This window comes from Carnobacterium sp. CS13 (genome assembly GCF_016653495.1).
In the GTDB taxonomy this organism is placed as follows: Bacteria; Bacillota; Bacilli; order Lactobacillales; family Carnobacteriaceae; genus Carnobacterium_A; species Carnobacterium_A antarcticum.
The window spans coordinates 1,532,373-1,558,307 of sequence record NZ_CP067364.1 but is presented as its reverse complement, the minus strand read 5'-3'; the positions used below and the strand labels follow the sequence as shown (position 1 = coordinate 1,558,307).

Annotated in this window: 22 protein-coding genes; 17 read left to right on the top strand and 5 right to left on the bottom strand. The window is 37.7% G+C overall.

What is annotated here, in order from left to right; translation table 11 throughout:
* Positions 1 to 32: 32 nt before the first annotated feature.
* The 12 genes from JHE06_RS07480 to arcC all read left to right on the top strand — a co-directional run bounded on the left by JHE06_RS07480 (position 33) and on the right by arcC (position 13,418).
* Positions 33 to 1,025, top strand: coding sequence for a D-2-hydroxyacid dehydrogenase (locus JHE06_RS07480; RefSeq protein WP_201088367.1), 993 nt, complete (start codon positions 33 to 35; stop codon positions 1,023 to 1,025).
* Positions 1,026 to 1,381: 356 nt separating this feature from the next.
* On the top strand, positions 1,382 to 2,527 hold the full coding sequence (locus JHE06_RS07475; protein WP_201088366.1) for an efflux RND transporter periplasmic adaptor subunit: 1,146 nt from the start codon (positions 1,382 to 1,384) through the stop codon (positions 2,525 to 2,527).
* A gap of 21 nt (positions 2,528 to 2,548) precedes the next feature.
* Positions 2,549 to 3,247 carry an ABC transporter ATP-binding protein gene (locus tag JHE06_RS07470; protein WP_197408991.1) on the top strand — a complete coding sequence of 233 codons (699 nt, stop codon included), beginning with the start codon at positions 2,549 to 2,551 and terminating at the stop codon, positions 3,245 to 3,247.
* Positions 3,244 to 4,479, top strand: coding sequence for an ABC transporter permease (locus JHE06_RS07465; RefSeq protein WP_201088365.1), 1,236 nt, complete (start codon positions 3,244 to 3,246; stop codon positions 4,477 to 4,479). The genes JHE06_RS07470 and JHE06_RS07465 overlap by 4 nt, the downstream gene beginning before the upstream one ends.
* A 133-nt stretch (positions 4,480 to 4,612) precedes the next feature.
* Positions 4,613 to 4,897: a hypothetical protein gene (locus JHE06_RS07460; protein WP_058918775.1), complete on the top strand. Its 285-nt coding sequence runs from the start codon at positions 4,613 to 4,615 to the stop codon at positions 4,895 to 4,897.
* A 188-nt stretch (positions 4,898 to 5,085) separates the two neighbouring features.
* Entirely contained in the window at positions 5,086 to 6,348 is a 1,263-nt protein-coding gene (locus tag JHE06_RS07455) for a PTS sugar transporter subunit IIC (RefSeq protein WP_058918774.1), read from the top strand.
* A 199-nt stretch (positions 6,349 to 6,547) separates the two neighbouring features.
* Positions 6,548 to 7,207 (top strand): class A sortase, encoded by a 660-nt coding sequence (locus tag JHE06_RS07450; RefSeq protein WP_201088364.1) that lies wholly within the window; start codon positions 6,548 to 6,550, stop codon positions 7,205 to 7,207.
* A gap of 191 nt (positions 7,208 to 7,398) precedes the next feature.
* Positions 7,399 to 8,103 (top strand): Crp/Fnr family transcriptional regulator, encoded by a 705-nt coding sequence (locus JHE06_RS07445; protein WP_201088363.1) that lies wholly within the window; start codon positions 7,399 to 7,401, stop codon positions 8,101 to 8,103.
* 539 nt (positions 8,104 to 8,642) lie between these two features.
* Positions 8,643 to 9,881: an arginine deiminase gene (gene arcA / locus JHE06_RS07440; protein ID WP_058918771.1), complete on the top strand. Its 1,239-nt coding sequence runs from the start codon at positions 8,643 to 8,645 to the stop codon at positions 9,879 to 9,881.
* Between the two features lie 37 nt (positions 9,882 to 9,918).
* Positions 9,919 to 10,935, top strand: coding sequence for an ornithine carbamoyltransferase (argF, locus tag JHE06_RS07435; protein ID WP_201088362.1), 1,017 nt, complete (start codon positions 9,919 to 9,921; stop codon positions 10,933 to 10,935).
* Positions 10,936 to 11,029: 94 nt separating this feature from the next.
* Complete coding sequence (gene arcD / locus JHE06_RS07430) at positions 11,030 to 12,457, top strand: arginine-ornithine antiporter (RefSeq protein WP_201088361.1); 1,428 nt, start codon at positions 11,030 to 11,032, stop codon at positions 12,455 to 12,457.
* A gap of 19 nt (positions 12,458 to 12,476) precedes the next feature.
* Complete coding sequence (gene arcC, locus JHE06_RS07425) at positions 12,477 to 13,418, top strand: carbamate kinase (RefSeq protein ID WP_201088360.1); 942 nt, start codon at positions 12,477 to 12,479, stop codon at positions 13,416 to 13,418.
* Between the two features lie 131 nt (positions 13,419 to 13,549).
* Here arcC and JHE06_RS07420 read toward each other — a convergent pair whose 3' ends face one another.
* From JHE06_RS07420 to JHE06_RS07405, 4 genes are all read right to left on the bottom strand, one after another.
* Entirely contained in the window at positions 13,550 to 14,491 is a 942-nt protein-coding gene (locus JHE06_RS07420; protein WP_201088359.1) for a metal ABC transporter substrate-binding protein, read from the bottom strand.
* Positions 14,488 to 15,333, bottom strand: coding sequence for a metal ABC transporter permease (locus tag JHE06_RS07415; RefSeq protein ID WP_201088358.1), 846 nt, complete (start codon positions 15,331 to 15,333; stop codon positions 14,488 to 14,490). Before JHE06_RS07415 ends, JHE06_RS07420 begins: the two co-directional genes overlap by 4 nt.
* A complete protein-coding gene (locus tag JHE06_RS07410) occupies positions 15,333 to 16,067 on the bottom strand; it encodes a metal ABC transporter ATP-binding protein (protein WP_201088357.1) in 735 nt (244 codons plus the stop codon). The genes JHE06_RS07415 and JHE06_RS07410 overlap by 1 nt, the downstream gene beginning before the upstream one ends.
* A 320-nt stretch (positions 16,068 to 16,387) precedes the next feature.
* On the bottom strand, positions 16,388 to 18,019 hold the full coding sequence (locus tag JHE06_RS07405; protein ID WP_201088356.1) for a PucR family transcriptional regulator: 1,632 nt from the start codon (positions 18,017 to 18,019) through the stop codon (positions 16,388 to 16,390).
* Positions 18,020 to 18,395: 376 nt separating this feature from the next.
* Here JHE06_RS07405 and JHE06_RS07400 point away from each other — a divergent pair, with 376 nt between their 5' ends.
* Together JHE06_RS07400 and JHE06_RS07395 are read left to right on the top strand one after the other, a co-directional pair.
* Complete coding sequence (locus tag JHE06_RS07400; RefSeq protein ID WP_201088355.1) at positions 18,396 to 20,003, top strand: L-lactate permease; 1,608 nt, start codon at positions 18,396 to 18,398, stop codon at positions 20,001 to 20,003.
* A 358-nt stretch (positions 20,004 to 20,361) separates the two neighbouring features.
* Positions 20,362 to 21,471 carry a PTS transporter subunit IIC gene (locus JHE06_RS07395; RefSeq protein ID WP_201088354.1) on the top strand — a complete coding sequence of 370 codons (1,110 nt, stop codon included), beginning with the start codon at positions 20,362 to 20,364 and terminating at the stop codon, positions 21,469 to 21,471.
* A gap of 167 nt (positions 21,472 to 21,638) precedes the next feature.
* Here JHE06_RS07395 and JHE06_RS07390 read toward each other — a convergent pair whose 3' ends face one another.
* Positions 21,639 to 22,487: an alpha/beta hydrolase gene (locus tag JHE06_RS07390; RefSeq protein WP_201088353.1), complete on the bottom strand. Its 849-nt coding sequence runs from the start codon at positions 22,485 to 22,487 to the stop codon at positions 21,639 to 21,641.
* Positions 22,488 to 22,732: 245 nt separating this feature from the next.
* On the opposite strand from JHE06_RS07390, the gene allC reads away from it, so the two are divergent.
* The 3 genes from allC to allD are packed head-to-tail and all read left to right on the top strand — an operon-like array spanning position 22,733 to position 25,887.
* Positions 22,733 to 23,962, top strand: a complete 1,230-nt coding sequence (allC, locus tag JHE06_RS07385; RefSeq protein WP_201088352.1) for an allantoate deiminase — start codon at positions 22,733 to 22,735, stop codon at positions 23,960 to 23,962.
* Between the two features lie 45 nt (positions 23,963 to 24,007).
* Entirely contained in the window at positions 24,008 to 24,796 is a 789-nt protein-coding gene (allE, locus tag JHE06_RS07380) for a (S)-ureidoglycine aminohydrolase (protein WP_201088351.1), read from the top strand.
* A gap of 20 nt (positions 24,797 to 24,816) precedes the next feature.
* Positions 24,817 to 25,887 carry an ureidoglycolate dehydrogenase gene (gene allD / locus JHE06_RS07375; protein WP_201088350.1) on the top strand — a complete coding sequence of 357 codons (1,071 nt, stop codon included), beginning with the start codon at positions 24,817 to 24,819 and terminating at the stop codon, positions 25,885 to 25,887.
* Positions 25,888 to 25,935 lie beyond the last annotated feature (48 nt).

Below are 25,935 nucleotides of genomic sequence, written 5' to 3'. Positions count from 1 at the left end.
TTATTAAAAATTAGTTGATGGAGGTAACATAAATGAATTTAATTATGTTTGGAACACGCGAAGATGAGAAAGATGCAGCGATGGTATGGAGTAAAAAAACAGGTATCAACGTTGAAACAACAACGGAGATTCTTACGATGGATACACTGGGTAAAGTAAAAGGCAACGACGGCGTTTTGATCCAGCAAACAGGAAAATTAGATGAAGCTTTATATCCTGCCTTAGCTGAGATGGGTATCAAACAGTTGGCTACTCGTTCTGCTGGTTACGATATGTTTGATTTGAAAGCGGCAAAGGAAAACGGATTAGCAATCACAAACGTACCTGCTTATTCGCCTAATGCTATTGCAGAGTTTGCCGTTACAGCTTCATTAAACATGATTCGTCATATGGACTTAATCAAAAAAAATGTAGAAAACCACAACTTCAGTTGGAACAAAGGCATCTTAAGCAGAGAAGTGCGTTCAATGAAAATAGGGATCGTAGGAACAGGTCGTATTGGGCGCATTACAGGCGAGTTATTTGCTGGTTTCGGTGCTGAAATCATCGGCTTTGATTTGTACCCAAATGATGAAGCGCGTAAGTTTCTTACCTATAAAGATACACTTGAAGAATTAGTAAAAGAAGCGGACTTGGTTTCAATTCATATGCCTGCAACTGAAGACAACTACCACTTATTTAACAAAGAGTTATTGGCTCAAATGAAAGACGGTGCTTATTTGGTCAATACAGCAAGAGGAACGATCGTGGATACAGAAGACTTGCTTGAAGCACTAGAAAACGGAAAGCTAGCAGGCGCCGTTTTAGATACCTATGAATATGAGCACCCATTTGTCAACAAAGACCTGAAAGGTGCCGCAATTGACGATGATATTTTCAATGCATTGATGGCGAGAGATGATATTTTCTACACTCCTCATATTGCGTTCTATACAGAAACCGCAGTTGAAAATCTAGTAGAAGGATCGTTGGATGCGACTCGTGATATCATAATTAGCGGCAAGAGCGATTTTGAAGTAAAATAATTTGCTGAAATCAACTAAAAGCAGCAGGCTGAACAGTTCATCAATAACTGTTCAGCCTGCTGCTTTTCGCTGTGCCCTCAAAACCCAACTCAGCTGTTTTTATGCAAAAATCTATGGAAAAGCTAAAATGATGTGAGAATGACCTCTTTTCCAAAAAATAATGATGGATAATTAAAAAAAAATACGGTAAGATACTGTCAGAATCAGAAAAAGCAAGCGAGTTGTCTCTCAATATGTTTAGATGGATCTGATAAAAAATGGGAAGGCGGATGAGGTACGGCACAATAGTATAAAGAGCTAATAAATACGGAGACTCTTGTTAATAATTGAACTAACAATAAGCGGGGAGCAAAAAGATGAAAAAGAAAATTGGGATTGGGTTAGGTATTGTAGTCGTTTTACTACTAGGAGGCTTTGGAGCGAGAGCACTATTTTTTTCACCTGAAGAAGTCGTAGAGGAAGAACTTGAAGATCCTTACGGGATTGAGTATTTTACAGTTCCCAGTATGGAGCAGATATTTGTTAATGGGACAGTAAACCCAGAGCAGTCGCAAGAGTTTCGTAAAGAAGAAGGCCTTGGAACGATAGGAGAACTGAAAGTTGAAAATGGTGCTGCTATCGAAGAAGGAACGCTTTTATATACATATGAAAATACAGAAGTAGCCACACAAATCAATGATTTAGAGAATCAAGTGGCACGAATGGAAACACAACGTTCTAATGCTGTGTACAAACGTGATTTAGCGATTCAAAATTGGAATAAAATGCCGGAAGAAGAACGCACACAAACATTAGAAGAAGTGAAAATCGATACGAGTACATCAGATTTAGATGCAGAGATCACAGAATTGTACAACAATATTGAATCCTTAAAAGAACAACGGTACAAAGATATCGTGGCGCCTTTTAGCGGGAAAGTGTACATTCCTGAAGACAAAAATGCAGAAACACCTATTTTAAAACTGATTTCAGATCGTTTCTATGTAGTTGGGACCGTTAATGAAAAAGATGTTGGGAAATTAGCTCCTGATCAAATCGCAGATATCAAAGTGATTTCAAATAACCATGCAGTGACTGGAAAAGTTACATTTATTGACCACAACCCCACGGAAGATACAGGAGATGGTATGGGAAGCTACGGAGGACAAGAAACAACAATGTCCAATTATCCTGTAAAACTGTCTTTGGATTCATTAGAAGGCATCCGTAATGGATACCATGTCCAAGCTATCGTAAGCAGCGGCGAAAGTACCGTCAATGTTCCGACCATTGCTATCCATCAAGAAGACGATCAAGCGTATGTCTTAGTTAATGACTTCGGCACAGTGGTCAGACGAGTGGTTCAACTAGGCGAAGCAGAAGGCGAGAATACCATTGTTACCAGCGGTTTAGAAGCCGAAGATCAAATTATTGTTTCTTCTAAAGTGGATATTGAAGAAGGTCAATTGCTATCTGAATCATCAGAACAAGAATTTGTTGATCCAATCGATAGCGAAGAATAGGAGGTGGAATAAATGAACCCAATAGAGAAACCTCAACCATTGATTGTATTAAAAGGAATCCATAAAACCTTTAAACGTGGCAAGCAAGAATCCCATATTTTAAAAGGATTGGATTTAACCATCAATGAAGGCGACTTCGTGATGATCATGGGGAAATCCGGCAGCGGGAAAACAACTTTGATGAACATTATCGGTTTTTTAGACCGTATCACCGATGGAACGTATTTGTTCCGCGGAGAAGATGTAGCCTTATTGAATGAAAATAAAAAATCTGAATACCGCAATGCTTTTTTTGGATTCGTTTTTCAACAGTTTTTTTTAATCGAGTCATTGAATGTCCAACAAAATGTGGAACTGCCAATGGTTTATAAAGGTGTAAACAGCGCAAAAGAGAAAAAAGGAAAAGCGAAACAATTTCTAGAATTAGTAGGAATTGGCGAAAAACTGAAAGTGAAAACAACTGAATTGTCTGGCGGACAGCAGCAACGAGTGGCAATTGCGCGGGCGCTGATCAATGATCCTTTGTTGATCATGGCCGATGAGCCGACGGGTGCACTAGACAGTGAAACGGGACAAAGCATCATGGAAACGTTAAGCCAGTTGAACCAAGAAGGCAAGACAATTGTGATGGTTACGCATGATGAAGATTTGACGACTTATGCTTCGCGTGTTATTCGCATGAAAGACGGTTCTTTTGAAGAAGAGGTGATCAACGTATGATACACAATCTATTGATCAGTACTTTTTTAAGTTTGAAAGCTCATAAATTCCGTGTCTTTCTAACGATGCTGGGAATCATCATTGGAATCTCTTCGGTCGTTACGATTGCAGCTTTAGGCGAAGGCATCCGGCAACAGACAGTGGAACTAGCTGATTCAGCTAATGCCAATGAAATTCGGATGCAGTATACACTGCCGATGACTGAAGAAACGATGTACCATGAAGAGTCTAATTTTGTGTTTTCTCGAATCGACATGAAACGCATTCAAAAAATCGATGGAGTCGCTTCTGTTTTACCTGATTATGGAGAAGGAATGGGTATGGGCAGTACAGAAATGATCAGCGGCGAGTTCGATTACTTTGGTCAAACGGCTTCAGTCCAATTGACGCCATACAGTAAGCAGCAGCCTCTTTTATACGGCCGAGATATCACACCAGCGGATGCCAATCATGATGTGATTGTTTTGTCTCATGATATCTTCGACTATGGAATCATGATCGATGATCCAGAAGAGATGATCGATCAAGCCATCGCTATTAATGGCTATATGTATAAAGTCATTGGTATCAAACAGCCATATGACTATGGTAGTATGTCACTGAGCGGCGGTGAAGAAGATTATATGTCTGCCATGACTTCCGTTGTGTCTCGGGCCTCTTATAATGAATTGACCAGGTTTAAACCGATCAGTGCATTAAAAATAAAAGTAGAGGAAACGGCGGATCGTTATGCTGTGACCGAAGCGGTTACCCAATCATTAATCGAAAGTTACCCCGATGAAGAAGGAATTTTTGAAGAAGATCGTTCAAATGAAGAAATGCAGCAAGAAATGGAAAGTTACATGTCGGGTATCGTTAATTTTCTGATGGCCATTACCGCCATTTCCTTATTGGTAGGAGGCATTGGCGTGATGAACATCATGTACGTTTCGGTGACTGAGCGCAAAAGAGAAATCGGGATTCGCCGTGCGATCGGAGCAAAACCGCGCAATATTCTTTTCCAATTTATTTTAGAAGCGGCTTTTATTACGTTTATCGGCGGAATAGTCGGTTTGGCATTTGGTTATGGAATCGCCTTATTAGTCGGCAATTTTATGGAACTCCAACCTGTGTTGACGATGCAGACGATTCTGTTGTCGACCTCTGTTTCTGTTTTGACCGGATTATTTTTCGGAATCATGCCAGCGATCAACGCAGCTAAAATGGATCCAATCAAAGCGATTTATCAATAAAATCAATAAAAAATTGGAAAAGTCATACGCAGATAACGAAAAGAATTCAAAACGTTTAGAAACGCAACTCAAAAATAATGTCATAAAAAGATGAGATGAAGGACATGAAATTTTAATAGAGAGGTGGATATAGATGAATTTTTGGTTTTTTTGGTTTATTCTAATCGGGCTCTTATTAGTATGGAGTGCCATTAATGAAATGAAGAAAGAAAACAAGGAATTAAAAAAGAGGTTAGATGACTTGGCAAAGGCTACAGGTTATGAAGAGTTATCCAGCAATTATGTTGAGGAGCCTTTGAAATCAGAGTTAGCAATGTTGAAAAACAAAGGAGAAGATATTCAAGCAGTTAAGTTGTTGAGAGAAAAGACAGGCATGGGCTTAGTACATGCGAAACAATTTATTGATGAGTTAGAGTAATAAGCAAAGCAAACGATAAAATAGAGATTCAACCAAAAGAGGCATTGTCCATTTTGTTTGAATCTCTTGTTTTATTCTCTAAGAGGTTTTGGTTTTAGCTTGTGATAAGGTTAAAAATTTTCCAACAGTTAACTTAATAGGGTAAACTAAAGTTATTCATAACAAGGAATCTGAAGGAGGAGAGCCAAATGTTAGCAGGATTAGAAAAATATGTATTGCCGGTCTTTTTAAAAATTGGAGAAAACAAAGTACTGGTTGCCATCCGTAATGGATTGACTTTGACGATTCCTTTTACGATTGTCGGAAGCTTTTTTTTGATTTTAGGAAACTTGCCGATCAAAGCCTGGACGGATTTCATAGAACCTGTTTCCGGAATGTTGAATGCTCCTGTTTCAGTGACTTTTGGCGTTTTGGGTTTAATTGTGGCGATTGGAATAGGGTATAACCTCGCTATAGGGTTTGGTGTAGATCCCATTTCCAATACAGTGATCACAACTGTCGCTTTTCTATTAGCGACATTAACGGAAGACTTCACAATCGATCCTGCTTTATTGGATGCCACCGGCATGTTTACCGCTATTTTGGTAGCAATTTTTACTACATTTGTTTACCGTTTTTTCGTCGTTAAGAACATCACCATAAAAATGCCTGAAGGCGTTCCGCCTTCAGTATCTCGGTCATTTGCCAGTATGATGCCAGCTGCTACAGTGATCGGCAGTATTTGGATCATTCATGTTTTATTGAAAATCAATTTAAATGAGATCTTGCAATGGATTTTTCAGCCGCTGGTTTTTGGGTTGAGCACATTGCCAGGTTTGATGGTCTATACATTATTGGCCTGTTTTTTGTGGAGCTGCGGTATTCATGGACCAAATGTTTTAGCTGGGATCGCAACTCCGATTTTCTTGAGCTACTTAGCTGCTAATACAGCGGCATTTCAAAATGGCCAGCCGATTCCTTATGAAGTAGCCGACGGGTTCTGGATTTTATTTATGAGCATTGGCGGATCCGGTGGCACGATGGGGTTGGTATTGGCGATGCTGCGTTCAAAAAGCAAACTATACCGTTCTCTTGGGAAACTGTCTTTTCCATCAGCTATCTTTTGTATCAATGAGCCGGTGATTTTTGGTTTTCCTATTGTGATGAATCCGCTAATGATGATTCCATTTATTGCGACACCGATGGTTCTAGGAGCAAGCAGTTATGTATTGATGAAAGTCGGTATTATCGGGAAAATTGTTTTTCTCGTTCCTTGGACAATTCCGCCAATCATTGGACCTTACTTAGCAACGAATGGCAATATCCCAGCCGCTATTTGGTCAGTTTGTACTATTGTGATTTCTTATTTGATTTATTTGCCATTCTTTAAGATTGCGGAAAAAAAACAGTTGCTGATCGAATTAGGGGACAATAAAAAAATAACTGAAGAAACGGTGGTTGCTGATCATTAATTTGGAACAGGATGACATCTAAAAAAGGATTAAGAAGAACATTGCGCAAAAATAAAGCGTCGTTCTTCTTTTTTTATTTATTCATTCATTAAGAAAAGTTTAATTTTTTAACAAATGGTATAGATCCAAGGGGAAGAAATGTAAAAACTAAAAATGATGTGGCATAATGTAAAGGGATACATCATAAGGAGGTGCGGTTGTGCATAAAAAGAATCGAATGATTAAAGGCATAGCGCTTTTTTTGCTGCTTAGCGGTTGTTTTGCCTTATTGGTCAATCCAGTGAAACACAAACTGGTATCTTGGATGAATCAACACTACTTAAAACAAGAATTAACACTCGCAACTGTAGAGCGTAACCAACAAGTTGCAAGTACATTTGATTATGACAGCATTGAGAACCTTGATTTGAAAACCATAGTGAAAGCTAGTCAAAAAATTCAAGATATGCCAATCGTTGGAAAACTTGTGATTCCCACAGCTAAAATTGACATGCCAATCATCAAAGGCGTTTCCAATGAAGGATTGGCAGTAGGGGCAGTTACATTAGCACCTGATCAAACAATGGGCGAAGGCAACTACACATTAGCTGGAAATTATTTAGATAACTCTAACTTATTGTTCGGTCCATTGCATCAGCTGAAAAAGGGCCAAAAAATATATATGACTGATTTGGAAATGGTCTATATCTATGTCATGACTAGCAGTCTAACCGTAGATTCAAAAGAAATACCGCTATGGGATGAACAGATAGATGAAAAGATGCTGACATTGATTACTTGCAACCTGACAGAACAACAACGGTATGTTCTGCGTGCTAAATTTATTGAAAAAGTACCAAGAGAAGGTTTTTTGCTTTGATGGAATTTACATAAAATAAGAAAAATGATCTAATATTCAGGGATGAATAAAGGTCATTTTTTTAATTTAAATTTCTTCATATTTTAATATAACTGCTTCATTAAAGTAAATTTATATTCTTTGTGCTATATTATACTTACAAGTAAGTAACCGCTTTCATTTATTTTCGAAATATGTGAGGAGAGAGTAAAATGCCAACTAAACAGATGAAGCTTAACCAATTGTATGAATTACGCTACAAACCTGTTTTTTCAAATTTTACCGATAGAGAGTTTAACTGCCTTAAAAACGAGTTTTTTTTTAGAACCTATAAAAAAGGCCAAGTCTTATTTGATGAAGGAGATAAGCGCGAAAAAATATATTATCTAGCCAAAGGATTAGTTCGAATCGAAAGCTATGATGAAAGCGATACTTTCTCATATATCGACTATACTAAACCAGACACCTTATTCCCGTATGGGGGGATGTTTTCTGATGAAGAGTATTATTTTTCTGCTTATGCTGTTACTGATATTGAAGTATACTATATTCCCACTAAAATATTTGAAGAACAGGTAACATCTAATGCAGAACAACTTCTGTACCTTTACAAAAATATCGCTGTGCTTTTAAAACAGCAAGAGAAGCGCATTCAATATTTAGCCGTTTCCAGTGCAACCAGTCGTATTGTTAAAACATTGTCTTACTTGATGGAAGAATTGGGTATCTATACAACACCTGCTCTAATTGAAATTCCTTTTCCAATTACAATCAACGAGATTGCTGACATCAGCGGCTGCTCCAGAGAAACAGTTGGGAGTGTAGTAAAACAGTTAAAAGAAGCAGGGAAAATCGAATATGAACGTAAACATTTTGCGTTTAAAGACATCACTTATTTTAAATCTTTTTCTGACTAAAGAAGGTTAGGATATAATTTAAAAGAGAATTTTTTATGAATTGTCATGCGCTTTAATTCACATGTTTTTAGAGGTTTTTGTGTATAATAGATAAACTAAAAAAACCGCGAACGTTAAAACAGGTTGTTTTTGCTTTAGATAATGATTAATGCACATTTAAACTGCTCATGTTTTTGTGAGATTGTCTAAATGAAATATCTCAAATCGTAATTAAAGAAGAGTATCGAGAATCTATTTAACCCAGCTGTTCCATTTTTAGTACACAAACTTTAAAGTAGCTCAGAATTCAATTTGCAATTTGGAACAAGAGTTTATTCAAATTTTTTTAGAATTATTAAATTTATAAAAGATGTATAAACACATTAAATATACAGCATAATAAAGCGATTGATAACAGTTATACTTTATAAAGAATATATATGAAAAACCATTGTGAAAATGTGAGTAAATCGACATTTTGTTTGATGATTAATGCGTTTCTTTTTATTTTGTTACCGCTATTATAAGGATGTAAGAATAAACCAGAGGAGGAAACTAAAATGAATAAACCGATTCATGTTATGTCAGAGATTGGACCGTTAAAAACTGTTTTATTGAAAAGGCCAGGAAAAGAAGTTGAAAATTTAACACCCGCTATTATGGAACGTTTATTGTTTGATGATATCCCTCATTTGCCAGTTATTCAAAAAGAACACGATGCTTTTGCTAAAACATTAGAAGATAATGGTGTGGAAGTATTGTATTTAGAAAAATTATCGGCGGAAGCTATTGATGCGGGAAATATCAAGGAAGAGTTTATTGACCGTATGTTAGCTGAATCAAATATTGAATCAGAAGCGGTTATGAGTGCATTAAAAGATCATCTAATGAAATTTGAAACACAGGAAATGGTAGATACTATAATGGCAGGCGTTCGTAAAAAAGATATCGCTATTCCGTCAAATGATTTAACGACAGCTTCCAATGGAGAAGACTATCCTTTTTATATGGATCCAATGCCAAACCTTTATTTCACTAGAGATCCGGCTGCTTCATTAGGTAATGGAGTGACGGTTAACCATATGACTTATGAAGCCCGTAATCGCGAGTCGATGTTTATTGAAACGATAATGAAGCACCATCCACGTTTTGCTGACCAAGGAGTCGAAATTTGGCGAGATCGGAATCACACTTCTCATATTGAAGGCGGAGATGAACTGGTACTGAATGATAAAGTATTGGCTTTAGGTATCTCGCAACGAACTTCAGCTAAAGCAATTGAAAAGCTAGCTCATGAATTGTTTGATCGCCATTCAAATTTCGAAAGAATATTGGCTATTAAGATTCCTAACGTGCGGGCTATGATGCATTTGGATACCGTCTTCACGATGGTAGATTATGATAAATTTACAATACATCCTGGTATTCAAAAAAATGGCGGAGAAGTAGATACGTATATCCTTGAACAAGGTGAGGAATCCGGCAAGCTTAAAATTACTCACCGCAAAGATTTGCAAGAGGTTTTACGCGAAGCGCTTGGTGTAGAAAAATTAGATTTGATTCCTTGTGGCGGAGGCGATGCCATTGCAGCCCCTCGTGAGCAATGGAATGATGGCTCGAATACATTGGCTATCGCTCCAGGAGTAGTAGTTACCTATGACCGAAATTATGTATCGAATGAACTATTACGGCAACATGGAATTAAAGTAATTGAAATTGCCTCGAGTGAACTTTCTAGAGGTCGTGGCGGTCCTCGCTGTATGAGCATGCCGTTAGTTCGTGAAGACATAAAACGCTAAAAAGAGAGATAGGATAAAAAAACTAGGAGGAATAAAGATGAGTAAACAAGTATTTCAAGGGCGCAGCTTCTTAGCTGAAAAGGACTTTACTAAAGAAGAGTTAGTGTATTTAATCGAGTTCTCAGAACATTTAAAATTATTGAAGAAAAAAGGTATTCCTCATCATTATTTAGAGGGGAAAAATATAGCTTTATTATTTGAAAAGGCTTCTACTCGAACACGAGCTGCTTTCACAACAGCTGCCATTGATTTAGGTGCCCACCCTGAATATTTAGGCAAAGACGATATCCAACTGGGCAAAAAAGAATCGGTTGAAGATACGGCTCGTGTATTAGGCAGTATGTTTGATGGAATAGAGTTTAGAGGATTCAGTCAACGCTCTGTAGAACAATTAGCTGAATTTTCAGGTGTGCCGGTTTGGAACGGTTTAACCGATGAATGGCATCCAACTCAAATGATTGCTGATTTTTTAACTGTTAAAGAAAACTTTGGCCGTTTAGAAGGGATCACTTTAGCGTATGTCGGAGATGGACGTAATAATGTCGCCAATAGTTTATTGGTCACAGCAGCGATTCTAGGTGTAAACATACGGATTGTTTCTCCTAAATCTCTATTCCCTGAACAACATTTAATTGACATGGCACAAGAGTATGCCGAAGAAGCCGGTAGCGAAGTGATGATTACCGATGAAGTCGCTAAAGGAGTTAAGAACGCGGATGTATTGTATACCGACGTATGGGTTTCAATGGGCGAAGAAGACAAATTTGCAGAACGTATCGAATTATTGACGCCTTATCAAATCAATATGGAAATGGTACGCGCCACGGGTAAAGAAGATGTAATTATTTTACACTGTTTACCGGCTTTCCATGATGTCGAAACCGTTTATGGAAAACAAGTGGAAAAAGATCATCACATCACAGCGATGGAAATCACGGATGAAGCTTTCAGAAGCCCGCATGCGCGTCAATTCGTCCAAGCAGAGAATAGAATGCACTCGATCAAAGCGATCATGGCTGCTACTCTAGGCAACTTATTCATTCCTAAAGTCTAGCTTTGACCCAATAGGTTACGAGCATGAGGAGTTTTGGTTCCCTGATGCTCTGATGCTGTCTTAACAAATACAGTATGGGAATGGGGCAAATAAAATGAATGAAAAAAAATTAGGATTGATCCCATTGATGAGTTTAGTCGTGGGATCAATTATTGGTGGCGGAATTTTTAATTTAATGTCCGATATGGCACTAACAGCATCCCCCGGGCCGGTAATCATTGGCTGGTTAGTTACAGGTGTAGGAATGGGGTTATTGGCGTTCAGCTTTCAAAACTTATCTGCCAAACGGCCAGATCTAGAAGCCGGCATTTACAGTTATGCACGAGCAGGTTTTGGCGATTATATGGGCTTTAACTCTGCCTGGGGGTATTGGCTGTCTGCATTTTTAGGAAATGTAGCTTACGGAACGTTGATGTTCAGTTCGATAGGATATTTCTTCCCTTTGTTTGGGAATGGTCAGAACCTGGCTTCGGTTATCGGAGCGTCTATTATGCTTTGGCTTGTGCATGGATTGATTTTAAAAGGAATTCAGACAGCTTCGTTTATCAATACGATCGTTACATTTGCTAAATTGATTCCATTAGCTATATTCCTTGTAACGATGTTTATTGCATTTAGGCTAGATGTTTTTACCGCTGATTTTTGGGGAACACAAAATGGCGGTTTTAGTTTCGGAGAAGTGATGGACCAAGTCAGAGGGACTATGCTGGTAACAGTATGGGTATTTATCGGGATCGAAGGAGCCGTAGTTTTTTCTGGGCGTGCTGCGAAAAAATCAGACGTTGGAAAAGCTACTATTTTAGGGTTAGCTACTGTGATCAGTATTTATTTATTGACAACTATTTTATCAATGGGTGTCCTTTCTCGTCCTGAACTAGCTGAGCTAAACCAACCCGCAATGGCTTCTCTTTTAGAAAGTGTTGTTGGACACTGGGGTGCTATTTTGATTAATATAGGAGTGATCATTTCCGTCGCTGGTGCTTGGCTGGCTTGGACCATGTTAACGGCTGAACTGCCTTATCAAGCTGCCAGAGAAGGATCGTTTCCGAAGTTTTTTACTAAGAAAAATAAAAATGATGCGCCGGTCAATTCGCTTATTTTTACCAATATTATTGTTCAATTGTTTTTATTTACATTTCTAATCAGTGAACGAGCTTATAATTTTGCTTTTTCTTTAGCTTCATCGGCTATTTTAATTCCTTATGCCTTTACAGCATTTTATCAGCTAAAATTATCATTATCGGAATCTAAAACTACTCCTAATCGTACTAGAAATATAATGATCGGATTCTTTGCAAGTATTTTTTCTTTATGGTTGATTTATGCCGGAGGAATTAATTATCTATTGATCACTATGCTGCTTTACGCCCCAGGAATTTTTATCTTTGCTTGGGCACAAAAAGAGAACAATCGGAAAATTTTTACGAAAAACGAACTAATTGCTGCAGCAGTGATAATTGTTTTATTTGGAGTAGCTTTAATTCAAATTTTTAATGGTACAATTGATATTGGCAATATGTAAAAGAGGGGACAGGACAACCATGACAAAACAAAAAATTGTAATAGCTTTAGGCGGTAATGCGATATTATCTGACGACGCTAGTGCCGCAGCTCAACAAGCAGCATTAGCCCGTACAGCAGAATATTTAGTCAAATTTATTGAAAATGGCGATGATTTGATTATCTCACATGGGAATGGTCCGCAAGTCGGCAATTTAGTGCTGCAACAAGCTGCGGCCGATAGTGAAAAAAACCCAGCAATGCCATTGGATACCTGTGTAGCAATGACTCAAGGGAGCATTGGCTTTTGGATGCAGAACGCATTGGGAAACGCTTTGGAAAAAAGAAATCTGTCTAAATCGGTTGTTTCTATTGTAACGCAAGTAGTGGTTGATGAAGCCGATTCAGCTTTTGAAAACCCGACAAAACCCATTGGCCCTTTTTTGAATGAGAGAGATGCTCAACAAGCAATGACAGCTACTGGCTCTTTATTTAAAGAAGATGCAGGCCGCGGCTGGCGAAAAGTCGTTCCTTCGCCGAAACCTGTTAGCATCAAAGAATATCGTGCTGTCAATCAATTAGTCGAAAATGGTGTAGTGACTATTTCTGTTGGCGGCGGAGGAATACCGGTGATTGAAAAAGATGGACAGTTAATCGGTGTTGAAGCCGTAATAGATAAAGATTTTGCTTCACAAAAACTAGCTGAATTGGTTAAAGCGGATCTGCTGATTATTTTAACTGGGGTCGACAATGTTTACGTGAACTACAACGAGCCTGATCAAAAGAAACTAGAACAAGTTACAGTGTCAGAAATGAAACAGTACATTAAGGATAACCAATTTGCGCCTGGCAGTATGTTGCCAAAAGTTGAAGCCGCGATTGCTTTTGTTGAAAACCACCCTGAAGGCAAAGCGATGATCACGTCACTAGAAAATATTGAACAAGTTTTAACTGGACAAGGCGGTACAATTATAACCAAATAATTGAGATAAAATAGGCGGAAGGAAATATCCAATCTACTTACTAAGCGAACACGATTATCTTTTGCTTTAAAGGTTTAAAAAAGATAATAAAAAAACGAATTCCCTTTTATAAGAGAATTCGTTTTTTATTTTTATTGAATTAAGCCTTCGTGTATCTTGGTTAAATTCCATTCCATCATGCCGTAATAGCTGTCGCCATCTTCGCCTTCTTTTGCGATGGAGTCAGTAAAAATCGTGGAATAGATAGGGACACCGGTTTCTTTCGAAACGCTGTTCATACTTCTTTTGTCTACACTGGTTTCGACAAACAAAGCGGGAACATTGCTGTCTCTAACTTGATCGATAATCGAGCTCATTTGATCAGGGGTTCCTTGGCTTTCGGTATTGATTTCCCAAATATAAGCTCCCGTTACTCCATAAGCTGCAGAGAAATATTTAAAAGCTCCTTCACTGGTTACGAGTAATTTTTGATCGTCGGGAATGTCTTTGAATTTTTCTTTTGCTTCAGCATCTAATTGAGCCAGTTTTTCTGTGTATTCTTTTGCATTGGCTTCATAGGTTTCTTTGTTAGCTGGATCTTTATCTGACAAGACTTTAGTAATATTTTCAATGTATTGAATACCATTGCTGATATCCAGCCAAGCATGAGGATCTTGCTCTGTTTCTTGTCCTTTTGATGACAAGTACATTGGTTCGACGCCTTCGCTGGCAGCAAAGTAATCTTTTCCGTCTTCTTTTCCAGCGGTTTCCATTAATTTGGTAAACCAGCCATTTCCGCCAGTTTCAAGATTCAGTCCGTTATAAAAAACGACATCCGCTTCAGTGCCTTTTTCAATATCAGCTGGAAGAGGTTCGTATTCATGCGGATCTGTTCCGACGGGGACGATACTGTGCAAGTCGACATTGTCGGCCGCAACATTTTTGATCATATCCGCTAAAATAGAGTTCGTTGCAACAACTTGTAATTTATCGTTCTCATTAGCAGGAGCTGACGAGTCAGATGAGCTATTGCCGCAAGCTGCTACCAGAACAGTGACCGCTATTAAAGCCAGGAGTAAATTGATTTTTTTCATTTTTTATCCTTCCTTCTCTTTATTAGTAGGTTTTGTTTTGGTGAAAATAAGAATGCAACTAAGAAAAATACCGTAGTTGTCAATACGATCGCAGCACCAGACGCTAAGTTATATGAATAACTTAAGAACAATCCGACCACGGAACTGATAATGCCAATTGTAGAAGCTATTAGAATCATTGTAGATAATTTATTTGATAGTAGGTAAGCAGTCGCTGCAGGAGTGATCAGCATTGCCACAACTAGTATTGTTCCGACAGTTTGTAAAGCTGCAACAGCTACTAATGTAAGCAGCAACATCAAGACATAATGGATGAATTGTACTTTTAAACCGTAAGCTTGCGACATAACGGGGTCAAAAGAACTGACGAGCAATTCTTTATAAAAAAGAACAACAAATAAAATAACTAAAATAGCAACCACAACAGTGATGATCATGTCGGTTTGTGTGACGGCCAATACATTCCCAAATAAAATATGGTATAAATCAGTCGAGCTTTTTGCAAAAGAAATAGCAATAATTCCAGCAGCAAAAAACGAACTGAAAACAATGCCGATGGCTGTGTCGCTTTTCAGCTTACTGTGTTGCGTTACTAAGCCAATAAGTAATGCCGCAAATACGCCAAAAACAGTTGCCCCAATAAAGTAGTTTACTCCTACAATGTAAGACACGGCTACACCTGGAAGAACAGCATGGGAAATAGCATCTCCCATTAAAGACATTCCTCTTAGAATGATGAAACAACCGATAACTCCTGATACGATTCCGATAACGATTGAAGTAAATAGTGCATTTTGTAAAAACTGGTATTTAGTTAAACCATCTATAAAGTGTGCAATCATTAGTCTTTGACCCCCTTAATCATCAAATCACCCATTGAATCGCCATAAGCTGCTTTTATATTACTGGTTGTAAACGATTCAGCAATCGGTCCATAGCTGATGAGAGATTGGTTTAAGATAACTAAGTCATCAAAATAAGTCGTTACTTTGCTTAAATCATGATGCACGACTAAAATGGTTTTTCCTTCATCTCGAAGCTGTTTGAGTAAATCGATGATCACTTTTTCACTGTTCATGTCAATACCTACAAAAGGTTCGTCTAAAAAGATGATATCGGCTTCTTGAGCTAGCGCACGAGCAATAAAGACACGTTGCAGTTGTCCTCCGGAAAGTTCTCCGATTTGCCGATTTCTAAATTCTTCCATTTTAACTTTTTTTAAACTTTCCGTAACTTTTTGTCTTTCTCGTTCTTTTGGACGATGGAAAAGACCTAATTTAGGAAAAGTTCCTAACAAAACTGTTTCTTCTACTTTGATTGGAAAGGTTAAATCAACCGTATTTCGTTGTTCAACATAAGCAATTTCTTTCCTTACGTTGTTTAAAGGCTGATTATCAACTGTAGTAACTCCTGATTCTGTTTTTACCAAACCCATCATTCCTTTTAACAAAGTCGATTTTCCAGCTCCGTTCGGTCCGATAACTCCAGTAATAGCTTGTTCTCTAATAGTAAGAGATACATCTGAAAGAGCTGGTTCGTCTTGGTAAGTAACAGTAAGGTTTTTCACGTCAATCATGTACAACTTCCTTTCTTTCATTTGATCATTTAATTATAAGTACGAAAATATTAAGGGTTACCTAAACCTTAGTTAAAGTATAGCTAAACTGGTGCTATTTAGCAACCTTTTTTGTTCATTTTAAGTTAATTTTGCCTTAGATGAAACTTTTTAGTTTTTTGACAGATAGAAGCAAAGAAAAGTGAACAATTTCTTAGGTAAGATTTGCTAGGAGAGGAAGGAGAAATGGCAATAGACTAAAAAGAACCAGTCCTATTACTCATATGCTCTGCACATAAGTAATAGGACTGGTTCTTTTTATAGCAGCGATGGAAAAAGGTTTAATTTATCTTTTGGTGTGAGACTAACTTCAAAATGCGGAGACCAATATTGAGCTGCAGCAATTGTTCTGCATTTGAAAAATTGATGGTTGTCAGTTTTTTTATTTTATCGATTCGGTAGCGTACTGTTTTAGGGTGAACAAAAAGGATAGCAGCGGTTGTTTTGTAATTTTGATTGGTATCAAGAAAAACTTTTAGCGTTTCAATCAAGTCGCTATGGTTTTCTTCTAGTTCTAATAAGGGGACAGGAATGTATTTTATAAATTGTTTTATATTGGTGCTTTCTGAAAAAAGTTGGTAAATGCCAATATCTTGATAGCTGTAAACCGCTTCAGTTTCACCGAATAACTCAATGATCTTTTGTGTATCATTGGCTTCTTTATATAAATCAGATAAATGAAAAAGGTCGTCTACAGAGCTGAAACTGATCGCTAATTTTAATTTATTTAAACCGAGATTACTTTTGATCAGACTGCTGACTTGCTTTAACTTTTCTTTGATTTGATTGTCGTTTTCGTCTTTGGTATCCACAATAAACACAACTTTATTATCCCGTATTAAATAGACGCAATGTTGCCATTTTCGTTTGATTTCTTCGCTAAAAAAAGCAGCAAATGTATTTGCTGGTTTAGATAATTGCTTTTGCGTAGAGATCAAATTAGAATACTTACAAATAATCACTCGATAACTAGGGGATTCAGTCAATTGTAAGGAACGAATTTTTTCTTTTATTTCTTCTTTATTTTCCATTCGATTATTTAACAAATCATAAATAATGTTATTTTTATAATTTAAATTGTTTTGCGAAACAGCATACTGCTTTAATAATTCCATTTGTAAAAAACTAACGGTGTTTTCAATTGCCATATAGTCTTCATGAGGAATAGGAGAATTCATCTCGTGGATGATCAATTCAAAAGAATTGAATTCTAAATTGGGGATATGGACAACCAATTGTGTGAAAAATTGTTGGTCTTCTATATGTTTATAGCTGACGTGTCGTTTGATATAATCGTAATTCATATACTTCTTTTTGTTTAACGGGACGGTATCTTTAATTACGGCATCATCAAAAATAGGGTCGGTACTGATCCATTGTTCTTTTAATGTGTTTTTTAAACTAACGGGTTTTTGTATCAACTCTTTTAAAACAAATAAGATATCGATCAGTTGCGGTTCTGTTAGAGCCATTTTTGTAAATTGATTTTGCAGAGCATAGTACTTTTCCAATAAAATAACGTTATTATTCATCAAGGTTCCCATAACTTCGAGTAAGATAGGTTCATATTTTGTTTCTTTAGGAATTTTAATAAGTGGGATAGAGTATTGGGTACAAGCTTGCAAAATTAAATCGGGTATTTGTTCGACCAACCGATCGACCTTAATGATCAAGCCGCTAAGTTTTAATTGATGCATTTTTTTGAAAAACGTTTTGACTTCGATAGGGGAGAGGTCTTGTAGGGCAAAAAAACTGCTCAATAACAATTCTCCTTCGCGTGCCCAATTTTCAATGTCAGAAGCTTCGACAATCATAACGCCGCTCACTTCATTCTGTAATCCTTGTCTTTTAGTCAGTACTGAAGCTTCTTTGAGGGAAGCAAACTGTAAGACATCTTGTACCGTTAACTTCATTTTGTCACGTCCTTGTTTTGATTAAATAAAATTTTTATCCACTAGAGATAGAAAACAGCACTATTTTTAGTTTTATTTGCAAGTGAATGCGCTAACAGAAAAAGGTATACTAAGTGTAGCAGAAATAAAATGAAAACTCTATTTATGGTATTATTCAGAAAGACAAACTTATTTTCACTAAACTATCATACTATACTTTCATTTAAAATAGAAAATCAAATAGTAAAATAGCTTTCTAGTCATTTGATTGGATGATTAGATTTTTTTGTGGAAAAAAATTGGTTTTGAGGATACACTAAGTTCATTGTGACAGAGAACTTAGTTTCGCAACACTGTTTAGAATACCATTATAGAAAAGTAAAGGAGTAAAGTGTGAATGAATATACCTATTAATTTGTTTTTTTGGTCATTGTGTACCGTCCCAATTATTTTATTGCTTGTTTTGATGATCGGCTTTCAGTGGGGCGCATCAAAAGCGGCTCCCTTTACATTGGCAGTCACCGTAATCTTAGGAGTAGTGTTCTTTAAAGCGAATGGTACTGTGATTTCTAGTGAATTATTAAAAGCCGTTTGGAATTCTACCGGAATTGTTTTAGTTATTATAACAGCAATTTTATTGTATGAAGTGAGCAGCGAGTCAAAAGCTTTCGACACGCTCAATCAATTGTTTAGGAAATTAGCGCCAAATGAACTGATCCGAATCATGTTGATTGGAATCGTTTTTGCCAGTTTTCTGCAAGGGATAACCGGATTTGGTGTCCCTGTGCTTGTAGCCGCGCCATTGTTATTGAACATCGGGGTTGCGCCAATGTGGGCTGTTATCATTCCTTTATTAGGGCACAGTTGGGCAGGCACCTTTGGAACGTTAGCGTTAGGCTGGAATGCCTTATTGATTCAAACGGGGATTGAAGACAAAGCATTGATTTTCCAATCTGCTTTATATGCTTCCTTCTTCTTATTGATTTTAACGATTTTATTTAGTTATATTATTACTTATTTTTATGGCGGATGGAAAGGTGTAAGAAAAGGGTTTATCGCCGTTGCGGTCATTACCTTGATCCAAGGAGGCGGACAGATGATTTTTTCAGTCATTAATCCAGAATTGGCTGCTTTTGTTCCTAGTGCTATTTCTTTATTAGCCATTATCGGCTTATCTAAAACGCCTTTGTACCGTACAGAATGGCAGTTAACGAATAGCCGCATCATGATCCGAAAAGAAGAAGAGACGGCTGTACCTGAAACAGCAATGTCTACGAATCAAGCTTTGCTGCCTTATTACTTGGTGACAGTTATTTCGCTGGTTGTTTTATTGGTTCCTGTTGTAACTAATTGGTTAGGTGCTTTCAGTTTCGGTCCGCGTTTTGGAGAAACGCAAACAGGCTATGGTGTAATCAATAGTGCGATTGAACAATATGCACCTTTGACTCCCTTGACACATGCTAGTATGTTTTTACTCGTTTCTTCGTTGCTTTCTTATTTTTATTATCGGAAAAAAGGCCTTATTAAAGGCAGAGTATTAAAGGATCTTTTTGTAAGAGCATTTAAAAAAGCATTATCGCCTAGCATTGCTGTCCTTTCCTTATTGTCTATTTCACGAGTAATGGCTGGAACAGGACAAACCTTTGTTTTAGCGCAAGGAATTTCTACTGTCTTAAAGGAACAATACGTGTTCATTGCTCCCTTTATCGGTTTGTTAGGATCATTTATAACCGGAAGCAATATGTCTTCCAACATTTTGTTTGGCGATTTTCAACTGCAAGTTTCAGAAATTATCGGGTTGAAAACGCCAGCTATTTTGGGTGCACAGACTGCAGGAGGCGGAATAGGAACATCTATTGCTCCAGGAAATATTATCTTAGGAACGACCACCGCCGGGATATTAGGCTCAGAAGGTAAGGTTCTTATTAAGATCATTCCATGGACATTAGCAGTAGCGACTATCTTTGGAATACTGTTATTTTTAGATTATACCTTTTTCTTTTAAGAACGGTTAGCTCTATAGAGAAAAACGGGGAATCTTTTTATCCTTGAGAGATAATGCAAATAGATCATGAGATTGATAAAATGAATAATAAGAAAAGGCTTACAAAACTTTATAAAAAGGATTGTAAGCTTTTTTTGTAGAACAGAATTTATAAATGTTCTGCAAAAAGTTAATAGGGAAGGAGGAAGAGAGGAGCTAAACTATAAGCAATATTATTTAAAGCACTTATTAATGTATTGTTTTGCTTATAGCTAAGAATTTTTTATTAAAGAAACAAATGCAGCTATTTATAAATAGAGCCATTAAACCATTTAAAGCGGTGGATGGGCTAAAAAAAGAGGAAAGAAGGGTTAACAGTATGGCTAAAAAACAGGACAAACAGAAGAAGAATAAGACAACGAATTCCGCGCAACAAGAACCTCAGAACCAAAACAAGTTTAAAGCGTTCCTGAAACGAAAAGATATTGAAATCAGTTTTCAACGTTATTTTATTGACGCGTTATCATTTATGGCATTAGGTTTATTTGCTACATTAATTCTTGGGGTTATTTTTGAAACAGCGGGTAATTTTTTGGATATGCCGTATTTAACTGATGTACTGGCTCCCAGAGCAAAAGAAATGGCTGGACCTGGAATTGCTGTAGCGGTAGCATTGGGATTAAAATCTCCGCCACTCGTATTATTCTCTTCGGTTATCACTGGATTTATAGGTTATGAGTTAGGCGGCCCAGTAGGTGCTTTCGTGGCAGCCGTTGTTGGGGCAGAGCTTGGAAAAGTCGTTTCAAAAGAAACGCCTATCGATGTTGTTGTGACTCCTGCGGTTACAGCGATCACAGGTTCTATTGTTGGAACTTTGATTGGACCGGGAATCAATGGTTTTATGATTGGGCTAGGAGAAATCATTAATCGGGCAACAGAATTGCAACCGATCCCAATGGGTATCTTAGTAGCTGGAGTGATGGGCATTACATTAACGTTGCCAATCAGCAGCACGGCCATTGCGATCATGATCGGTATTGCCGGACCAGCATCTGGTGCAGCGGTAGTCGGAGGCTGTGCGCAATGTATTGGTTTCGGAATTCAAAGTCTTCGTGAAAATGGTTGGGGCGGATTTGTGACACAAGCGTTTGGCTCGCCGATGATTCAAGTAGCTAATATTGTCCGAAAACCGGTTATTTTTCTTCCGCCAACACTGGCTGGAATGATTTTAGGACCTTTTGTGACGACGATTTTCAAAATGGAAAGTGTCTCAGCAGCAGCGGCAACAGGAACTTCTGGTTTAGTGGCTCCTTTAGGCGTATTAGCTAAAATGACAGAAGCAGGATACCCAATGGGTGAAATATGGCTTAAAATTGCTGTTTTTTGTTTTATTGCACCAGCTATCTTAACGTGGCTAATCTCAGAATTGTTTAGAAAGTTAGAATGGATCAAATATGGTGATATGACTTTGCGACTTGAAAATATGTAACCGTTAATGCTGGTTGCTAATCATTTGTTTTTACAGAGAATAAAAACGCAGCGCTAAGGCATATATGTACAGAGGCTGCGACAAATTTAGTTTTGTCGCAGCCTCTTTAATCAGTAGTAGATTATATTTGTAACTTATAGAGCAAATGGTTAAACTTAAGACAACTATTAGGACTGAAGCCATTCGATAACAGCTTCATAGGCTTGCACTGCAACTGGATTTTGAGGATCTTTATCAAAGTCATGGTCCAAGTCTTCAACAGAAAAAAATTGAGTGTGAGCAATCGTATTAGCCAAATGAACCCCGATTTCGTAGGGAACATCTTGATCGGTTTTACTTTGTGCTATAAAAGTAGGAGGAAGTTGTTTTAACTCATCATCGGATAAAGAAAAAGATTGGCGGTTGCTTTTTCTTGGCATAACCATATCTAGCCACTTCCCAGTTTGTCGACAATAGATGTAAATAGCGTACCGCGTTTCCAAAGGCCCAGACACTAATGGTTTCTTTTGAATCATTTGATTGATCAAGCTTTCTGGAATAGCTGGATATTTTTGGTACTGTTTGCTAGGGGAGAGGTAAAACGGTTCTTGAACAGAATGATAACCATAAAAACTGATGATTCGTTTAGGCGGACATGGCAGTGAGTGATCATTACCTAAAAGTAAAGCTAGATAAGCTCCTGCTGAACGTCCAAACAAGCTGTAGTCATTTGAAGCAAGATGAAGAACATCGTCGAATCGTTCGCAAAACCACTCAATAGCTTTTACAGCATAAGTATAAATTTCTGGCAAAGAAGTTTCAGGAGCTAAAGGGTAATCAATCGCTAAAAAGTGATAACCGTTGTCTAAAAATTGATGAATGTAGTCAATAGGCAAATCATTCCGGTTTCCCCAAATCAACCCGCCCCCATGTAAGTAAATAATGGTTTGGTTTTTTGAAGCCGTTGTTGAACGGTAAAATGTGCTTTCTAAAGTGAGCGCTTCACTTTCAAAGAAAGTGTGTATTTCTGGTGACATATTTGTCATCCTCCTTTGTTTTTCTAGCTCGGTTAACGAGAGAATGACTAAAGTATAGCAAAAAGGCAACAAGAATGAAGGGTAGACTACTTAAAATGAGCCGAATTGTACAAATGCGACAAGAAATCAAAACTGAAATTAGCCTATTTGTACAATGTATTCGAATTGAATAGCGCTTACAATAAGGGTACGAGCTTTTGGAGTTACACTGTACAATAAAATCATTAGTAGAAAGGATCGCTATCATGAATTTAAATGAAGAAACTGCTCAAACTGTTAAATGGATTTCTAATATTGGAGCAGATCCAAAAGGTGGAACAACACGATTGCTTTATTCTGAAGCTTGGGTAGAAGCTCAAAACGGAATAAAAAGAAAATTGGAAGAACTTGGCATGCAAACGCGTTTTGATGCAATTGGAAATTTATTTGGTCGTTTGCCGGGAACAAAATACCCTGATGAAACGATCTTAACGGGTTCGCATATCGATACCGTAGTCAATGGCGGTAAGCTTGATGGACAATATGGAGTCATTGCTTCTTACCTGGCTGTAAAATTATTGAAAGAAAAATACGGGCAACCATTGCGTAATTTAGAAGTGATCTCAATGGCTGAAGAAGAAGGCAGCCGCTTCCCTTATGCTTTTTGGGGCAGTAAAAACTTAGTCTTAGATGCTAAGCGTGAAGATGTAGAAACAATCGCTGATTTCGAAGGGATCAAATTCGTTGATGCTATGCATGCAGCTGGATTTGATTTCAGAAAAGAAGATGAAAAGTTGCGCGAAGATATAAAAGCTTTTATTGAAATTCATATCGAACAGGGAAATGTTTTGGAAACTGAAAAAAAATCCGTTGGAGTGGTAACCAGCATTGTAGGCCAAAAACGGTATACGGTGATCTTAAAAGGTCAGGCTAACCATGCGGGAACGACACCAATGGGATTGAGGAAAGATGCCATTTATGCTTTTAGCAAAATTGTGACTCAATCTATCGGAAAAGCTGAAAAAGTTGGCGATCCTTTGGTGTTGACTTTTGGAAAAGTTGAACCGACTCCAAATACCGTCAATGTTGTACCCGGTGAAGTGTTATTCACGATCGATTGTCGCCATACTGATCAAGAAGAGCTGAATCAATTCACACAAGAAATTGAAACAGACATGAAAAAAATTGCAGCAGATATGGGAATGGAACTGTCTATTGATTTATGGATGGATGAAGCACCAGTACCGATGGACGAAAAAATAGTCGGTGTTCTAAAAGAAGTTGTTGAAAAAGAGGCCATCAACTATCGGATCATGCATAGCGGCGCTGGACATGACTCGCAAATCATTGCACCGCATATCCCAACAGCTATGCTATTTGTGCCGAGTATTGGCGGAATTAGCCACAACCCAGCTGAAGATACTAAAGTGGAAGATTTAGCGGAAGGTGTCAAAACACTTGCTGCTGCTTTATATGAATTAGCTTATACCGAATAAAAAAGAATCGTCAAAAATATTGGAAAAAGAAAGAGGTTTTTAATAATGGGTTACAAAAACAAAAGAACAGGTTACAGTGATGAACTATTAGCATCACGTTCAATTATCAGACGAGACAATTTTGCACTGATTCCACAAGATGGATTAGTGAACAACAGAATTCCAGGATTTGAAAATTGTGAATTATCTGTTCTTGGTTCGCCAAAATTAGGCGCTAGTTTCGTAGATTACGTTGTGACGATGCTTCCTGAAGGAAAAAACACTAGAGGATTTGGTGAAGAAGGCGTTCAAACATTTGTCTATATTATTGAAGGAAAAATCAAAGTGAACGATGGCGAAACCGATTATACATTAGAAACAGGCGGCTATGTGTATTTGCCAGCTGGTAAAAAGATGTATTTAGAAAACATCAACGACGGTCAGAATAGCGAATTGTTCTTATACAAAAAACGCTATGAAGCCATTGAAGGGTATGAAGCACACAACGTTGTCGGAAATGTAAATGACCTTGAAAAAATAGACTATGAAGGCATGACCGATGTTGCGTTATCTGATTTATTGCCGGCTGATTTAGGATTCGATATGAATATTCATATCTTATCATTCAAACCAGGCGCAAGTCACGGGTACATTGAAACGCACGTTCAAGAACACGGCGCGTTGCTGCTTTCTGGAAAAGGCGTTTATGTTTTAGATAACGAATGGATCCCAGTCGAAAAAGGCGATTACATCTTTATGGGAGCTTATGTTCCGCAAGCAACTTATGCTGTTGGACGCGATGAGCCGTTAAGCTATATCTACTCAAAAGATTGCAATCGTGATCCGAAAATTTAAGACAGAAAGCAGGTTTAAGAATGACTGAGTTAGAAATGGTCAAAGTAACAGAAGAAGAATTGCATCAATTGATTCAAGCTAAACTTGAAAAAGCAGGTCTTTCTAAAGAGCATGCTTCAGGAGTTGCAGATACGTTAGTCTTTGCAGACGCTCATGGGATTCATTCCCATGGAGCAGTCCGCGTAGATTATTATGCTGAACGAATTTCAAAAGGCGGCAGCAATACCAACCCGAATTTCAAATTCAATCAAACGGGTCCAAGTACTGGTGTGTTTGAAGCAGATAATGGTGTAGGTCATGTGGCTGCAAATGAAGCTTTAAAAGAAGGCATAAAATTAGCTAAAGAAACTGGAATTGGAGTGGTTGGTGTTCACCAAATGGGCCACAGCGGCGCATTGGCGTATTTTGTAGAACAAGCAGCGGCGCAAGATTTGATAGCGTTATCTGTTTGTCAATCAGATCCAATGGTTGTGCCGTTTGGCGGATCAGAACCTTATTATGGAACAAATCCGATTGCATTTGCTGCTCCAAGAGCAGGGCATAGCCCAGTGGTTTTTGATATGGCAACAACGGTTCAAGCTTGGGGCAAAATCTTAGACGCTCGGTCACGTAACGTCGATATCCCAGCTAATTGGGCAGTAGATGAAAATGGAGAGCCAACAACAGATCCGCATAACGTCAAAGCATTATTGCCGATTGCCGGACCAAAAGGTTATGGCTTGATGATGATGGTCGATATCTTATCCGGCATGTTGTTAGGATTGCCATTTGGGAAACATGTTTCCTCTATGTATACGGATATCACTGCTGGTCGTAATTTAGGACAATTGCATATTTTGATCAATCCTAGTTACTTCACTGATTTAACGGAATTCAAAGAAAACATCAATAAGATGGTGGATGAGCTGCATGCAGTTAAACCGGCTAAAGGTTTTGATCAAGTTCTTTATCCAGGCGAATTGTCGAATATCGTTGCTAAAAAATATGAAGAAGACGGCATTCCGATTGTAAAAGAAATTTACGATTACCTTCAAAGCGATACGATCCATTTTGATAATTACGATAAAGCCGATGCATTTGGCGAAAAATAGTATTGTCAAAAAATGTAGTTTTAGCAAATAGTATAGAATACATCAGCT

Coding starts and splice junctions, on each gene's coding strand:
- JHE06_RS07465 (WP_201088365.1), top strand. CDS start 3,244: ATGATACACAATCTATTGATCAGTACTTTTTTAAGTTTGAAAGCTCAT.
- arcD (WP_201088361.1), top strand. CDS start 11,030: ATGAATGAAAAAAAATTAGGATTGATCCCATTGATGAGTTTAGTCGTG.
- JHE06_RS07480 (WP_201088367.1), top strand. CDS start 33: ATGAATTTAATTATGTTTGGAACACGCGAAGATGAGAAAGATGCAGCG.
- JHE06_RS07410 (WP_201088357.1), bottom strand. CDS start 16,067: ATGATTGACGTGAAAAACCTTACTGTTACTTACCAAGACGAACCAGCT.
- allE (WP_201088351.1), top strand. CDS start 24,008: ATGGGTTACAAAAACAAAAGAACAGGTTACAGTGATGAACTATTAGCA.
- JHE06_RS07390 (WP_201088353.1), bottom strand. CDS start 22,487: ATGTCACCAGAAATACACACTTTCTTTGAAAGTGAAGCGCTCACTTTA.
- JHE06_RS07445 (WP_201088363.1), top strand. CDS start 7,399: ATGCCAACTAAACAGATGAAGCTTAACCAATTGTATGAATTACGCTAC.
- JHE06_RS07395 (WP_201088354.1), top strand. CDS start 20,362: ATGGCTAAAAAACAGGACAAACAGAAGAAGAATAAGACAACGAATTCC.
- JHE06_RS07475 (WP_201088366.1), top strand. CDS start 1,382: ATGAAAAAGAAAATTGGGATTGGGTTAGGTATTGTAGTCGTTTTACTA.
- JHE06_RS07415 (WP_201088358.1), bottom strand. CDS start 15,333: ATGATTGCACACTTTATAGATGGTTTAACTAAATACCAGTTTTTACAA.
- allD (WP_201088350.1), top strand. CDS start 24,817: ATGACTGAGTTAGAAATGGTCAAAGTAACAGAAGAAGAATTGCATCAA.
- JHE06_RS07420 (WP_201088359.1), bottom strand. CDS start 14,491: ATGAAAAAAATCAATTTACTCCTGGCTTTAATAGCGGTCACTGTTCTG.
- JHE06_RS07455 (WP_058918774.1), top strand. CDS start 5,086: ATGTTAGCAGGATTAGAAAAATATGTATTGCCGGTCTTTTTAAAAATT.
- JHE06_RS07405 (WP_201088356.1), bottom strand. CDS start 18,019: ATGAAGTTAACGGTACAAGATGTCTTACAGTTTGCTTCCCTCAAAGAA.
- JHE06_RS07400 (WP_201088355.1), top strand. CDS start 18,396: ATGAATATACCTATTAATTTGTTTTTTTGGTCATTGTGTACCGTCCCA.
- argF (WP_201088362.1), top strand. CDS start 9,919: ATGAGTAAACAAGTATTTCAAGGGCGCAGCTTCTTAGCTGAAAAGGAC.
- arcA (WP_058918771.1), top strand. CDS start 8,643: ATGAATAAACCGATTCATGTTATGTCAGAGATTGGACCGTTAAAAACT.
- JHE06_RS07460 (WP_058918775.1), top strand. CDS start 4,613: ATGAATTTTTGGTTTTTTTGGTTTATTCTAATCGGGCTCTTATTAGTA.
- arcC (WP_201088360.1), top strand. CDS start 12,477: ATGACAAAACAAAAAATTGTAATAGCTTTAGGCGGTAATGCGATATTA.
- allC (WP_201088352.1), top strand. CDS start 22,733: ATGAATTTAAATGAAGAAACTGCTCAAACTGTTAAATGGATTTCTAAT.